At 41.3% G+C, this 14144-nt stretch carries 11 protein-coding genes; 3 read left to right on the top strand and 8 right to left on the bottom strand.

The window, feature by feature from the left end; all coding sequences use genetic code 11:
* Positions 1 to 58: 58 nt before the first annotated feature.
* The 8 genes from ACLL8Z_RS08430 to ACLL8Z_RS08395 all read right to left on the bottom strand — a co-directional run bounded on the left by ACLL8Z_RS08430 (position 59) and on the right by ACLL8Z_RS08395 (position 7356).
* A complete protein-coding gene (locus tag ACLL8Z_RS08430; RefSeq protein WP_411274331.1) occupies positions 59 to 382 on the bottom strand; it encodes a DNA-directed RNA polymerase subunit omega in 324 nt (107 codons plus the stop codon).
* Entirely contained in the window at positions 375 to 1298 is a 924-nt protein-coding gene (locus ACLL8Z_RS08425; RefSeq protein ID WP_411274330.1) for an outer membrane protein assembly factor BamD, read from the bottom strand. Before ACLL8Z_RS08425 ends, ACLL8Z_RS08430 begins: the two co-directional genes overlap by 8 nt.
* Before the next feature lie 68 nt (positions 1299 to 1366).
* Entirely contained in the window at positions 1367 to 2269 is a 903-nt protein-coding gene (locus ACLL8Z_RS08420; protein WP_411274329.1) for a sugar phosphate isomerase/epimerase family protein, read from the bottom strand.
* A gap of 7 nt (positions 2270 to 2276) precedes the next feature.
* On the bottom strand, positions 2277 to 3071 hold the full coding sequence (locus ACLL8Z_RS08415) for an SDR family NAD(P)-dependent oxidoreductase (protein ID WP_411274328.1): 795 nt from the start codon (positions 3069 to 3071) through the stop codon (positions 2277 to 2279).
* 9 nt (positions 3072 to 3080) lie between these two features.
* Positions 3081 to 4124, bottom strand: a complete 1044-nt coding sequence (locus tag ACLL8Z_RS08410) for a zinc-binding dehydrogenase (protein WP_411274327.1) — start codon at positions 4122 to 4124, stop codon at positions 3081 to 3083.
* Between the two features lie 16 nt (positions 4125 to 4140).
* Positions 4141 to 4857 carry an orotidine 5'-phosphate decarboxylase / HUMPS family protein gene (locus tag ACLL8Z_RS08405; RefSeq protein ID WP_411274326.1) on the bottom strand — a complete coding sequence of 239 codons (717 nt, stop codon included), beginning with the start codon at positions 4855 to 4857 and terminating at the stop codon, positions 4141 to 4143.
* A 68-nt stretch (positions 4858 to 4925) separates the two neighbouring features.
* On the bottom strand, positions 4926 to 6392 hold the full coding sequence (locus ACLL8Z_RS08400) for a Gfo/Idh/MocA family protein (protein ID WP_411274325.1): 1467 nt from the start codon (positions 6390 to 6392) through the stop codon (positions 4926 to 4928).
* Between the two features lie 376 nt (positions 6393 to 6768).
* Positions 6769 to 7356, bottom strand: coding sequence for an RNA polymerase sigma factor (locus ACLL8Z_RS08395; protein ID WP_411274324.1), 588 nt, complete (start codon positions 7354 to 7356; stop codon positions 6769 to 6771).
* Between the two features lie 190 nt (positions 7357 to 7546).
* Between ACLL8Z_RS08395 and ACLL8Z_RS08390 the strand changes: the two genes are divergently transcribed.
* From ACLL8Z_RS08390 to ACLL8Z_RS08380, 3 genes are all read left to right on the top strand, one after another.
* Entirely contained in the window at positions 7547 to 8710 is a 1164-nt protein-coding gene (locus tag ACLL8Z_RS08390) for a FecR family protein (protein WP_411274323.1), read from the top strand.
* A 180-nt stretch (positions 8711 to 8890) separates the two neighbouring features.
* Positions 8891 to 12478 (top strand): SusC/RagA family TonB-linked outer membrane protein, encoded by a 3588-nt coding sequence (locus tag ACLL8Z_RS08385; RefSeq protein ID WP_411274322.1) that lies wholly within the window; start codon positions 8891 to 8893, stop codon positions 12476 to 12478.
* Between the two features lie 23 nt (positions 12479 to 12501).
* Positions 12502 to 14133 (top strand): SusD/RagB family nutrient-binding outer membrane lipoprotein, encoded by a 1632-nt coding sequence (locus tag ACLL8Z_RS08380; protein WP_411274321.1) that lies wholly within the window; start codon positions 12502 to 12504, stop codon positions 14131 to 14133.
* The last annotated feature ends 11 nt before the right edge of the window (positions 14134 to 14144 follow it).

Here is a 14144-nt window from a genome sequence, read left to right as displayed (position 1 = left end):
CTACCAATATGAATTCATGCATTTGGCATAGCTCGAAGGCTATATGCTTAGTGCAATCTTATTGCTCTTTAGAAGGATTTCTGTAATAAATTTTATCGTGTAAGAATTCGTCAACAGCGATCAACGATGGCTTAGGCATACGCTCATAGTGTTTAGAAATTTCGATCTGCTCACGATTTTCAAAAACTTCTTCTAAATTATCATTTGACGAAGCAAATTCAGCCAACTTACCGTGAAGCTCTTCTTTCAAATTGTTAGAGATCTGGTTAGCACGTTTGCTGATGATAACAATCGACTCATAAATATTATCAGTTACTTTATCTAATTCGCGAACATCACGTGTAACTGTACTATTCGGGATAGCTGGTTTAATATTACTCATTTGAATTGGTTTTAATTTCTTGTTCTTTTTTATCTTTTGGAACCTGCGATTCCTTAATTTTTGCTGTTTGGGCTTCCATGAGGGCTGTTTCAGTGGCAATTAACTTTCTCACGTCGAGTATTGATTTTGCACTGCTCTTCTTTATCTGTTCGATTTCCTTTAAATATTTACTCGAAGGGTAATTTACTACAAATTCATCGGCAAGTTTGATACTCTCATTATAACGATCTTCCTGCTTCAATTCCAGGCTAGCTCCCGCATACATAGCTTGTGCTCTAACAGTAAGGAACTGCATTTCTTCAGCATATTTTGTGTCTGGGAAATCTCGCTCAGAATTTCTTAGTGCAATAACTGCAGATTTATAGTCGCCAATATCAAGAAACAATCTAGCATTCTCATAGGATTTCTGCTCAAGCTTTGCCCGTAAGTTGGCAATTAACTTGCTCGATTCTGGAACACGCTCGCTTTTAGGGTACAGGTTTATGAATAATTGTAAAGCATCCATTGCTTTTATAGTGTTGTCCTGATCTAAAGAATAGGTAGGAGATTCGAGGTAGAAGCAATAAGCTGCCATGAACCGGCATTCTTCTGCTTTAGGACTGGAAGCGTAGGTGTCGGCAAAGGTTTTAAAATGATATCTGGCAGTGGTGTAATCTTTTAATTTATAATGTGTGTAAGCGTAATAGTAGGAAAGATCTTCAGCTTCTGCAGTTCCGCGATATTTAGTAACAAGGTCCTCGAACAGAGGTAAAGCTTTATTGTAATCCTTATTATCATAGAACTTTATAGCTTCCCTGTATTTTTTTGCAGTGTCATTGCTCGCACGCAGCTTCTCATATTTGCTTTTACAGCCTGCAAAGCCAATGATAACTAGTAGTAATATGCTTAGGGATATGTTAAGCTTGTTTTTAAACATTCTGCAAAGATAAGTTAAATCAGGTAAAACATCAATTATATCCCATACAATCTCATGATAGGAAATTATTAATTATGATTTGCTGTTACCGGCCAATATTGCTCCAGCTTGTGCCGGAGAAAAGTTACACTACGCTCTAACTGGTCCATGCCGTCAACTCCGTCTTCAATGCTTATCCAATTATCAAACCCCACCCTTTTTAATTCAGAAAAAATTGCGTCATAATCATTTAAACCTTTACCTATTTCACCATGGCTGAGTCTCTTTGCATATCCTGCAGTGCCATTTTCCTCTTTTCTTAAATCTTCAAGCGTACCTTCTTTAAGATATCGATCACTGGCATGCATAGTTAGCACACGATGGGATACACGTTTAAGAAGCTCAAGGGGGTCTTCTCCCGCTAAAAAAGCATTGCTGGGATCATAATTAACTCCAAAACAGGGGTGATCCAAACTTTCAACAAGCTTACAGAATACATCCATTTTTTGGGCAAATTCCGGATACTCCCAGAAATCATCTTTATAATGATTTTCAAGTATGAGGTTAATTTTTCGTTCCTGGGCATATGGCAAACAGGCGGCTATACAATCCGCTGCTAATTTCACTCCTTCATCCATTGAAAGTCCTGGACGCCTCTGACCAGACAATACCCGGCAATACGAACCTCCCAATGCAAAGGTCATATCAATCCACCTCTTTTGCTTTTCTATCTCCCTTTGTCTGAAGACCCGATCGGGATGCGTAAAATCGGGAGAACAACACATCATGGGGATCACTTTTCCGTGATCTTCCACCTGCTGGCGAAATCCTGGCCAGTTTTTTTCATTGGCCATCTCCAGGAAGCCTGCATACCACTCTAAGCCCTCAACGTTCAGTTTTACTGCCAATGATATCCATTCTGCAAGACACATGCTTCCGTCTTTACAAAGGGCATGCATGAATGCTTTGGGGAATACGGCTAGTTGGGGCATAGGAAGATTATTTGGATGCTTTAATAGTTGATGTGTCTTTCGGGGGGTTACGTCCAATAAAAGGATGTTGTTCCAGGTCTACCACCTGGCCACTAATAGGACCGCTTTCATCGGCAAGCCAGTAAACCGCTGCTGCGGCAATTTCTGAGGGACGTAAAATTCTGCCGGCAGGTGCATAAACGGAGGGAATGTCTTCATACCAATTTTCTGCCAGGCCATGCTCTTTTTTTCTTTGCATTTCTGTCTCAGTCAGTACCCAGCCCGGATTTATTTGATTTATCCTCACACCATTTTCCCGGTGTAACGTATCGCCAAGATTTCGTGTCATTGTCATTAACGCCCCTTTAGAAACACTGTAGGCAAAAAGATTTGGTTCGCCACTCCATGCATTTACCGAACCTATATTGAGTACACAACCATGCTGTTGGGTTAAATAGGGCAGCGCAGCTTTAATTAATTCAAATGGTGCTATGGTGTTCACATTTAAAATCCTCTGAATAAAAGCTCTGTCAGTTGTATGAATATTAGAGGAAGAAACCATCGCAGCATTGTTAACAACAGCATCCAGCTTTCCAAACGATTGAATTGCAAGATTAACAAGGCGACCCGGAGCCCCTTCATTGCTGATATCTTCAATGTGAAGCCGGGCATTATCTTTTCCTATTTCATCAACTACTGCTTTGCCCCAGCCTTCTTCCAGGCCATGAATAACCACCCGGGCACCTTCTGCTACACAACGTAATGCTATGGCTTTACCAATACCGGTTGTGCTACCGGTAATAATGATTACTTTATTTTGCAATCGCATAAATTATACTGGCTTGAGTATACTTTTTACAACTTCTCCCTTGTGCATTTTCTCAAATGCTTCGTTCCATTGGGTAATAGGCCAAATCCCACCAATTATTGGTTTAACATCCAGCATACCATTAGCAAGGAGAGCGATTACTTTTTCCCAAATGGGCCAATTGTGACTGAAACTCCCCTGGAGGGTAATATTTTTTTGAACCAAGGGATCAAGGGAAAACCCAAGTGGCTGGGGACCCCAGCCTACCTTGGTAATCTGTCCGTTAGGCCGTACCAGATCCATTGCTATTTTAAGCGTTAAACTGGAACCGGCCGCGTCAATAACAAAATCAGCTCCTAAGCCATCCGTGCGCCTTGACCAGGCTGTTGCATCACCAATAATTACTTCACATCCATATTTCTTTGCGATTTCGAGTCTGTGACGATCTCCTTCCAGTCCAACAACTGCTACTTCAGCTCCGCATAGCTTTGCCATTGCGGCGCAAAGGATGCCTATTGTGCCAGGACCGAGAACGATAACCCGATCTCCGGGTTTGATCCTGGAATTGCCAACCACAGCATTATAAGCAACACTGCAGGGTTCTGTGAGACATGCTTCTTCAAATGGAAGATGGTCAGGAATTCGATGAAGACACCTTGCAGGAACCTTTACAAACCGGGTCATAGCACCATTAACCCCATACCCAAAACCTTTTCTATTTGGATCGAGGTTATACAATCCTGTTCGGGATAAGGCATTATTTGGATCAATAACCGCAGCTGTTTCACTCACCACCCTATCCCCAAGCTTCCATTCCTTCACTCGCTTTCCCAGTTCGACAATATTTCCTCCAAATTCATGGCCCAGAACGACAGGATAATTTACCTGCCAGCTATGATCTGCTGTCCACTGGTGTAAATCACTTCCGCAGACACCCACACTTGCCACTTCCAGCAATACATCTTCCTCTCCTATGTCGGGTTTGGATATTTCCCTGATTTCAACAGAGCCTTTTTCGGATGAATAATTAATAACTGCCGCAGATTTAACGCCTGATGTCATTTGCATTTAAATTATGATCTTATTAAAAATTAAGGTTGCGTTTATAATCGACATCCCCATAGGCATGTATTTTAGCGCAGATCAAACGAAGGGATTCTTCCAGATTACCATCAGCAGTCTTAAATGCATCAGCATCTATCGTTAAAGGTGCTCCCAAAACTACTAATGGCGCTCCGTATTCGGGACACCTGACAGCCTGTTCTAAAGTTAATCCGCCTACCGCCTGGACAGGCACATTTACAGCCCTTACCACTTCACGAAGCTGATCCATAGGACTGGGCATGCGCTTCCCTTGAGCAGCTATGCCTCGTCGTTCATCGTAACCAATATGATGGATAACATAATCGCAGCCTAAGTCTTCAAGCCATTTTGCTGCTTCAACCATATCAGGACAGCCAAGATTATCACCCATTACCTTGATTCCAAAGTCATGACCCGCCTTGACCACACATTTTATAGTTTCCTCATGTGCTCTTGCCATAACCACCACATGAGTGGCACCGGCCTTCGCCATCATTTCTGCTTCGAGATATCCACCATCCATCGTTTTGAGGTCGGCCACGATAGGGGTATTTGGAAAGGCTTTACGCAATTGCTTCACGCCATTCAGACCTTCCGCCAAGATCAGCGGGGTTCCTGCTTCCAGCCAGTCAACACCGGCACGCATGGCCAGTGCGGCAGTTTCGAGCGCCTCGTCAATGTTGGTGAGGTCCAGGGAAATTTGAACTATGGGTAACATGTGATTTTTATAAGTTTATATAGTCTGAACGAAAGAAGTGGATCAATAAAACAACATAATTAAGTTTTTCAAATTCCCAGACTCCAACCTTCACGGTATTCTCTTTTTACAAATTTATTGACTTCATCATAATTGGTTACCCGCATATTCTGATAATCCCATAATAATTTCATATTACTAACGGGATACTCAAACCCTCTTCCGGAAGCTCGAGGTTTAGGAATATCCGCTCCCCGGATAGCCAGGTTTGCCATTAATATAGCTTCAGTCAAGGGACCTGCTAAATCAAATGGAGAACTAAGTTCTTTTTTACCATATCCTGCAATGGCACCTTCAACCCACTGGGCATAATGGCCATCGGCGCCCCCCGGAACTCGGGCAAATGTTTGTTTCACTTTAACTTCCTGATTACGGGAAAGCGGTAAAAGACGAGGGTTGGCAGCATATTCACTTGCCATCATTTTCCCGTTAGTGCCAACGAATAAAATTCCGCTATTACCATCTCCAAACAGCTCATCGGCGCCAAGTTCTTCAGGACGTTCCGGCTTAATTCCTCCATCCATCCAGTGCATTGTCACCTTTCCTTTGGTTTTATTTGTTTTAGGAAAGGTTAAGGTTGCATGACTGGATGCAGGTGGGCTATCGGGGTATACACCGCGTTTGCCAAAATCCTCAAACACACTACTAACACTTGCCTGTACATCTAATGCATACTTTAGATTCAATACGCTGAAAGGCGCTTCCATTAAATGGCAGCCCAAATCTCCCAGGGCTCCGGTGCCATAATCCCACCAACCTCTCCAACTTCCCGGAATTAGCTTCTCTACGTAATCTTTATAAGGTGCAGTACCGAGCCACAGATCCCAATCAAGTCCTTTTGGGATTGCCGGCTTGTCTGTAGGCCATGGAATACCCTGGGGCCAGATAGGCCGGTTAGTCCATATATATACTGAATGGACATCACCTATAACTCCGGCATCATACCATTCGCGTAGCTGCCTTACACCATCTCCTGAGGCGCCCTGATTACCCATTTGAGTCACAACCTTATAGCGCTGAGCAGCCTCAGTTAATTTACGAGCTTCATATATATCATGTGTCATTGGCTTTTGCACATAAACATGCTTACCCATTTGCATTGCTGCCATGGAAACAACGGCGTGGGTATGATCCGGAGTTGATACTGAAACTGCATCGAAGTTTTTCCCTTCTTTTTCAAACATCTCCCTCCAATCCTTATAATATTTGGCTTTCGGAAAATTCTTTACTGTATTTGCAGATCTCCGATCATCGACATCACATAAATATGCAATATCGGCTTTCCCGCTCTTATAGAAATAGTCAATATCCGACTGACCTTTGCCACCAACACCTACACCGGCGATAATAAGTCTGTCGCTGGGGGCTAGAAAGCCTTTCCCTCCCAATACATGACGAGGTACAATCATGAAGGTTGCGGCTGTAATAGCAGAGTTTTTAATGAAACTCCTTCTGGAAGTATCAGACTTTTTCTGGTTTACTGATTTTTTTGTCATATTTTATTAAAACTTCTAAGCATTTTTATTTTCGCCCACCCTCATTCCTGCCGGCTGTATGGCGTAATGACTGGGTAAACAAAGGTAATTTCTTACACCTCCTGCAGATTATATTGAGCCAATACATCAACAGGTACGTCTTCCCCCTTTCCGGGAGCATTGCCCAGATAACCCATATCCTTTATTCCTATTTTGCAGGTATAAATCCGGATGCCGTGAGGTTGCACATACTAGTAAAAAAAACCACGCCTTGCTGCATTCCGGATTTAGCCTTTAACGGATAGGCAATCTCCTGCACTATTTCCAGTTGTTGAACATTAAAGGGATTGGTAGGACTATATCATCAAATATTAACGTTAATTCAGCTATGCTTAAGCTAAAAATAGTAGTTTATTCCAGAAGATACCAGGAATACAAAAAGATTTTTCAGGGATATCCTGAGATGATACAAAGCATAGGTAAGCTGATTCTCTACCGTGCGTTTGGAAATATCCAGTCTTTCTGCTATTTCATCATTAGAAAGCTGATCCATCCGGCTTAAAGTAAAGATCTCTTTGCAGCGTTTTGGCAGATCCTCAAGATGCCTCTCTATTTTTTCTTCCATTTCATGATAACGGATATTCAATTCCCCTTCATTTGCGGTAATAGAATTACCAGGATCCAAATTATCCATATATTCAGCAGAATTCTGTTTAACCTTCTTCATATGACGGTAAACATGGTAACGGGCTGATGCCGTAACATAACCTTTAAAAAATTCTATTTGAATTTTACTCCGTCTTAACCATAAGTTTAAATAGATATCATGTACAATTTCAGAGGCTACTTCCCTATCCCTCGATATAGAAAATACAATAGTATATAGGTTTTGCCAATAACGGTCAAACAGAAGCTTAAAAGCGTTGGGATCCCCATCCTTCAAAGCCTCAACTAATGTTTCGTCAGATGATAATCTGTCAATCATATAACATTTCTCAATTCAGCCTATTATTCTACTTAAAATTACTATTAATATTATTATTAAAGGAAACTGAACTTTTAATTTACAATGGAGATGTTTATACCACCCCTTTTATCCATTTTTTACCTGCTAAAAATTTTATTTAGTTTTTTTTAATATTTCATGTGTGTTGACTAAGAAAAATGACTCTTTAATGCAAAGACTTAGAATGACAAGAGAAGAATATAGTATACTTTACGAAAAGTACGTTTCCGGGAAATGTACTTATGAAGAACAAAAGGTCCTGGAAGACTATCAGGATACTTTTGAGCGGGGCGAACAGGAATGGGATCAAACCGGGATGGGTGACCAGGAAGTAATTAAACAAGCTATTTACAATGAACTAAGTGCCAGTATTAGCAATCACACAAGAAGCAGGACAATCCGGCTCAGAAACTGGTCAGCAGCAGCGGCAATAACCCTTATTCTGATCTCAGCAGGATTATACCTGAATTCGCATAAAGAGAATCAGTTTGCTGTAAATCCAAAGCTTCTTCGTTTTAAAAACGATATTCTTCCCGGTAACCATAAAGCCATTTTAACATTAGAAAATGGCTCACAGATTAACCTCGATGATGCAAAGAATGGGTTTCTGGCCACTGAAAATAATACTGACATAAAAAAAGTGCTTGCGGGTCAATTAGAATATAGTGCTGGTACGAATCAGGCCGTAACTCAGGTAAAATACAATACCCTGACCACTCCCATGGGCGGACAATACCTTCTTATTTTACCCGATGGGAGCCGGGTTTGGCTGAATGCAGGATCTTCACTTCACTTCCCCACAGCTTTCGCTGGTAAAGAACGAAGGGTTGATCTGAAAGGTGAGGCTTATTTCGAAGTTGCCAAAAATAAAGCTATGCCTTTTAAAGTATTCACAAATGACATGGAAGTCAAGGTACTGGGAACGCATTTTAACGTGATGGCCTATGATGACGAGAAAAGTATGAACACTACCCTGCTCGAGGGCTCAGTACAAGTATTAAAAGGATCGGGAAAAGTATATCTGAAACCCGGAGAAGAGGCAGTATTAGATAAAACCAGTGGGAATATGAATGTTTCGACTGCTGATATTGAACAGGCAGTGGCCTGGAAGAACGGTTACTTTATTTTCAGCGATGAAAACATAGAAAGCATCATGCGGAAAGTATCCAGGTGGTATAATGTTGATGTAACTTTTAAAGGTAGCATGAACAATAAAGACTTTGTGGGTACCATCTCACGTAATAAAAATGTATCAGAATTACTTCGGATGCTGGAATTAACCGGCGCTGTTCACTTTAGCATTGAAGGAAGGAGGATAACCGTTATGCCGTAATAATTACCTCCCATTTAATTGCAAAAAAACCAGAAGCGTTCGTGGCGCTCCTGGAGAAATTTGGCAGTAAAAGAAATCGTGTAAACAATTATCTAATTAAACCAAAACTACAAATGTATGAAACTTTACATGCTATTCAAATGCAAAAATCCTTGCATTTCATTAAAAGTCATTAGAGTGATGAAACTTACTGTTATTTTATTGCTTACGTTCCTTTTACAAGTTAATGCCGCAGGTTATGCCCAGCGGATCAGCCTGTCTGTCAGGAACGCTTCGTTGGAAAAAACATTCAGGGAGATCAAAAAGCAGATCGGCTATACTTTTATTTACAATACTCAAATGCTGCACTCAGCTAAGCCTGTGACTATCAACGTAAATAACTCTACACTTGAAGAAGTACTTACATTGTGTTTCACGGATCAGCCCTTAACCTATACCATTACTGAAAATACGGTTATAGTCATGAGAAGACCTGAAAAACCACAAATGGAATTGAAACCCGAGAGTAAGGCGATAACAATTACAGGCAAGGTTACATCCGCTAAAGGAGATCCACTGATAGGTGTGAGTGTAAGACTTAAAGGCACTACAACCGGTACCAGTACTGACCTTAATGGAAATTATTCTATTATCGGTCCTGATGAAGGGGGAACATTGGTCTTTAGCTACATTGGTTACGTTACCTCAGAGATTCCAACTAATGGCCGTACAACTATTGATATAACGCTGGCGGAAGATGCTATGGCATTAGGTGAGGTGGTTGTAACAGCCCTGGGTATCACCAGAGAGAAACGTTCTTTAGGTTACGCTATAGCTAATATAAAGGGCGAAGAACTCACGAACGGTGGCAGTTCAAATCTGGTAAAATCACTTGATGGCAGAATGAGTGGTGTTAATTTTACGCAGGCCAGTACAGACCCGGCAGGGTCTGTTTTTATTACGATCCGGGGCGCAACCAGCTTAAGCCTTCCAAATTCTACTGCGAATAGTCAGCCTCTGTATATAGTTGATGGTATCCAAATGGGAAAAACAGGTATTACCAATAAGAACGGTGTCGATTTTGGCAATTTGCTATCGCAACTGAACCCGGAAGATATTGAAAGTATTTCGGTGCTTAAGGGTGCAAGTGCAGGTGCGTTATATGGTTCACAAGCGGGTAATGGTGTTGTCATGATCACGACTAAATCTGGTAAAGGCGCTAAAAAAGGTATTGGGGTATCTTTTAACACATCACTGGTTATAGATAAGGGATATAAGTTCTTTGAATCCCAAACCGAATATGGTGCTGGTATCAGAAGTACATTTTATACTGAGGGTGTAGGTTATGATTGGGGCCCAAAACTGGATGGATCTTTTAATATTAACAGGTGGAATGCCCTTACACAGGCAAATGAAAATGTTCCTTTTTTGGCCACAAAAGAAAATCGCCTGCAGCAGTTTATGCAGAACGGGGCAACAAATAATTATAATGCTAGTGTGACAGGTAATTCCGACATGGGTTCATTTCGTTTCTCTGTGGGAAAGATGACCAACATCGGTGTAATGCCCAATAACGCAACAGACAGGGTAACCTTAAACCTGAATGCGAACTACAATATAACTAAAAAAATGAAGCTAACAGTTAATAGCAATTATGTTTCTCAATATTCGCCTAACAAATCATCTTCAAACAATGATGTAGTTGAATTGCTGACCATGCAATATTTGGCCCATTTTCAACCTATTAAGGAAATGAAGAATATATGGCTGAAGGGATATGAAGGGGTCAGGCAAAATACAGCTCAGTACCAAGCCAATGGAGATCCTGCTACCAACAATCCTTATATGTACGCTTACGGTGAGATCAATACTTACCGGAAAGATAACTTATTTGGAAGGGCTGAGCTGGAATGGAGTTTGTCAAGCCCTTTGAAATTATTGGTAAGATCCGGCATGGACTATAATGGCGATAATTATGAATACAAATTATCGAAGGGTTTTACAAACGTGAATCAAAGGAACGGCAGGTATTCCATACAAACGGAGAGCACCTATTTTATGAACTCCGATATCATGCTGAACTGGAACAAAGACTTTAAGAAAATTTCTACAACTGCTATCGTCGGATATAATTATATATACAGTAATTCATATAATTCTAATGCCCATGCAGATCAATTGGTACGCGCCAACGATTTTAGTCTGGGCAATGCGGTTGCGGGTACTTTAACAGCAAATAACTCATGGGGTACCGGTAAAAATCAAAGTGGATATGCTTCTACACAGATAGGATACGACCACCAGGTTTATCTTGATCTTGCCGGAAGATACGATCAGGCCGGTATCCTGGAAGAAGATAAGAATAATTACTTTTACCCTTCTGCAGCACTCAGCTGGATTACTTCAGAGACGTTCAAGCTGCCTTCCTTTATTAACCTGTTTAAACTTAGGGGCAGTATAGCCCAGGTAGGTCATGGTATTGGCAGGCCCAGAAGTAACAACACATTCGGATTTAATCCTCTAGACTACGGCAATGTAAAAATATTAAATATAGGAGGGCAACTGGTTGACCCGAGTATCAGATCGGAGGTTACCAATACTTATGAGGGAGGCTTTGATCTGGTACTTGCCAAAAATCGTGTTTCTGCTGATTTTACTATGTTCAATAAAACGCACAAAAACCAGCAGGACTTTATACCAACTTCTCCCGGCACAGGCTATTCAGGTATGTTGTCTAATGTAGGAACTGTACAGGCAAAAGGAGTTGAGATAGGCTTGACAGTGGTACCCGTTAAAACGAAGAATTTGAATTGGGACATATCTGCCTTTTATACCAAAACCGAAGCATTTATCACTAACCTGTCAAAGACCTATATCCCCAATGGATATACTTTTTATGGTAATGGCCCGAACGTGACCATCAGAATGGCTGAAGGCGATCGGATCGGAACCATGTGGGAAAGCAGAGTGTTTGAAAGAATGCCTTCAACCAGTAAGTATGCCGGAATGCTCATGTTAGATAATACCGGAAACTGGAAGTTTTCTACACAGGAGAAAGACAGAAAACCAATCGGTAATTATAACCCGGATTATATTCTGGGATTAAATTCATCTGTCCGCTATAAGGCATTCAGATTGTCTGCGTTGGCCAGCCTGCGTGTAGGCGGACAATACGTTTCAAATGTAACCAGGCGTAACGTGACTAACGGACAATCGTTACTGACGATCGGAGATAAAGTAAATGGCCCAAATGAATATACCGTAGGTGGACGGGATGCAGCTTCCGGGGGGCTGCCATGGCCCGCCTGGCAAAGTATGAAGTATCCGAATATGGCGGCCTTGGTTAGAAATTATGCAAATTATGGGAAATATGCAGAGGATGCCTCCTACGCTAAAGGTGTTTGGTTAAAGCCCGGCGGCGATCCTAAAAACGATAACGATTATATCGTGAATGGTGCTGATCCACTGGCAACATTCTATTACTTGCCAGGACTGGTTTTAGGTGCCCAATACTGGAACTTCGGACAGACACTGATTAGGGATGCCACGAACTTAAAAGTAAAAGAAGTGGTACTTGAATATGTAATTCCTTCGAAGGTTTTGGAACGTTATAAAATTCAAAATCTGACTATGGGTTTGGTAGCAAGAAATATCTTTCAATGGAACAAAAGTGGAGAGAAAGGAGATCCTGAAGCAGCTTTCGAAGGAATTGGAGTGAATCAGGGAGTCATTGGGAAGGCTTTGCCAATGATAGGTTCTTATGGATTCAATTTATCAGTTAACTTTTAATTTTATCTTAATATTTCATAGATATGAAAAAGTTCTTAATCATCTTAATATACCCAATATTCATTCTTTCATCCTGTCAAAAATCAACTTTCAGAGATGATGAATTATTGGCGAGGCGCGATGCGCTGGAATCAGCAGAGCCGAATCTGCTATTATCTTCTGTGATACAAAAAACCGCTTTCCTTTATCAAAATAAAGGGGGACTTGGTGCGAAAAATCTGGCTACTACCGTTCAATACATGCAGGGTAACAGGAGCAGTGATGATAACACATACCTGAATTTCAGATTTCCAAGAACAGAGCTATATGAATATACCGGGGTGATCAGATTGATCAATGTGTCAGTATCTGACGTAAATAAAAAAGGATTGAAAACACACGAAGGCATATTCAGGATATTTCAATCACTGCTTTGGTCAACTGTTACCGATCTGTATGGAGATATTTACTATACAGAGGGCCTTCGCGGGCAAGATGGTATCCTTTTCCCAAAATTCGATGAGCAAAAAGATATTTACCCTGCTTTGATTCAGAATTTGAAAGATGCGGCACAGTTAATCGCGGATGGAAAAGAACCGCTGGACAAAGTTAGTGATGTAATGTATGCCGGTGATAAGACCAGGTGGATCAGACTAGCTAATTCATTGCGTCTGAGGTTATTGTTAAGGGTAAGTAGTAAACTTTCTAACGCAGCGGAAATCCAGGCGGTGGCATCCCTGCCCTTGATAAGCGATGTTCCGGAGAATGCCGCTATTTCATATATTGATGGTGCCAGATCAATGGCTTCGCCAATGGGAAGAGTCAATTTAGACCCAATCGGAGATTTTCTCCTCTTCAGGCCCAGTAAGACTTTAGTGGATACCTTAAAGGCATTGAATGATGGGCGTTTGACAAGATGGGTGGCTCCAATGGAAAGACCATGGGCCAATACCCGTGATTCTGTCAATCTCAATAGCGGTAGAAGAACGGTTATTGTAAAAGGATATTCCTATAATTACCAGTGGGAGTTTCTTGACAGAAATAATCCCAAAATTATACCGGTACTGCCTGCAATCATTGATGCAATGACCATTTATGCTGGGTATCCATCCGGAAGTTCTGTCCAGGTACTTAATTCAAATGGCAGTTATGAGTTCCCTGATACAAAATGGAACTATAAGATATCCCTGTTCTCTAAATTGTTCAATGAAAATGCAAACCCACTGATTAGGGCAACTGTAATGCAGGCCGATGAGGTACAGTTTCTTCTGGCTGAAGCAGCAGTAAAAGGATTGATTACAGGGAATGCTGAAACTTTTTATAAGAAAGGAGTTGAAATGGCATTGAAGCGATGGGGAGAGCCACTCCCTGCTAACTATTTCAACAATCCTTTAGCAGCTTTCCCCGCTGGTAGAAATCAGCAACTGGCGATAATTGGTCTTCAAAAATGGCTGGGATTATTTATGATGGGCGTTGAGTCTTATGCTGATTATAGAAGAACCAGAGTGCCCTATATGGAAAAGAATGGTGTACTTGATCCTTCTGTGAACCTCTTTCCGCTTCGTTACAGGTATCCGGAATCGGAGTTTCAGAACAATTCAGGAAATTACCAATCGGCAATAGGAAAATTGGATAAGGGTGACACTGAGTTCTCCAAAATGTGGCTGCTGAAATAACTTGTTTATTA

It is taken from the genome of Daejeonella sp. (genome assembly GCF_046590655.1).
Classification (GTDB): domain Bacteria; phylum Bacteroidota; class Bacteroidia; order Sphingobacteriales; family Sphingobacteriaceae; genus Daejeonella.
This window is presented reverse-complemented; position numbering and strand designations above follow the sequence as displayed.

Excerpts from the sequence above, each read along its gene's own strand:
- ACLL8Z_RS08420 (WP_411274329.1), bottom strand. The coding sequence starts at position 2,269 with ATGCCCCAACTAGCCGTATTCCCCAAAGCATTCATGCATGCCCTTTGT.
- ACLL8Z_RS08410 (WP_411274327.1), bottom strand. The coding sequence starts at position 4,124 with ATGCAAATGACATCAGGCGTTAAATCTGCGGCAGTTATTAATTATTCA.
- ACLL8Z_RS08405 (WP_411274326.1), bottom strand. The coding sequence starts at position 4,857 with ATGTTACCCATAGTTCAAATTTCCCTGGACCTCACCAACATTGACGAG.
- ACLL8Z_RS08385 (WP_411274322.1), top strand. The coding sequence starts at position 8,891 with ATGAAACTTACTGTTATTTTATTGCTTACGTTCCTTTTACAAGTTAAT.
- ACLL8Z_RS08430 (WP_411274331.1), bottom strand. The coding sequence starts at position 382 with ATGAGTAATATTAAACCAGCTATCCCGAATAGTACAGTTACACGTGAT.
- ACLL8Z_RS08425 (WP_411274330.1), bottom strand. The coding sequence starts at position 1,298 with ATGTTTAAAAACAAGCTTAACATATCCCTAAGCATATTACTACTAGTT.
- ACLL8Z_RS08390 (WP_411274323.1), top strand. The coding sequence starts at position 7,547 with ATGCAAAGACTTAGAATGACAAGAGAAGAATATAGTATACTTTACGAA.
- ACLL8Z_RS08395 (WP_411274324.1), bottom strand. The coding sequence starts at position 7,356 with ATGATTGACAGATTATCATCTGACGAAACATTAGTTGAGGCTTTGAAG.
- ACLL8Z_RS08380 (WP_411274321.1), top strand. The coding sequence starts at position 12,502 with ATGAAAAAGTTCTTAATCATCTTAATATACCCAATATTCATTCTTTCA.
- ACLL8Z_RS08400 (WP_411274325.1), bottom strand. The coding sequence starts at position 6,392 with ATGACAAAAAAATCAGTAAACCAGAAAAAGTCTGATACTTCCAGAAGG.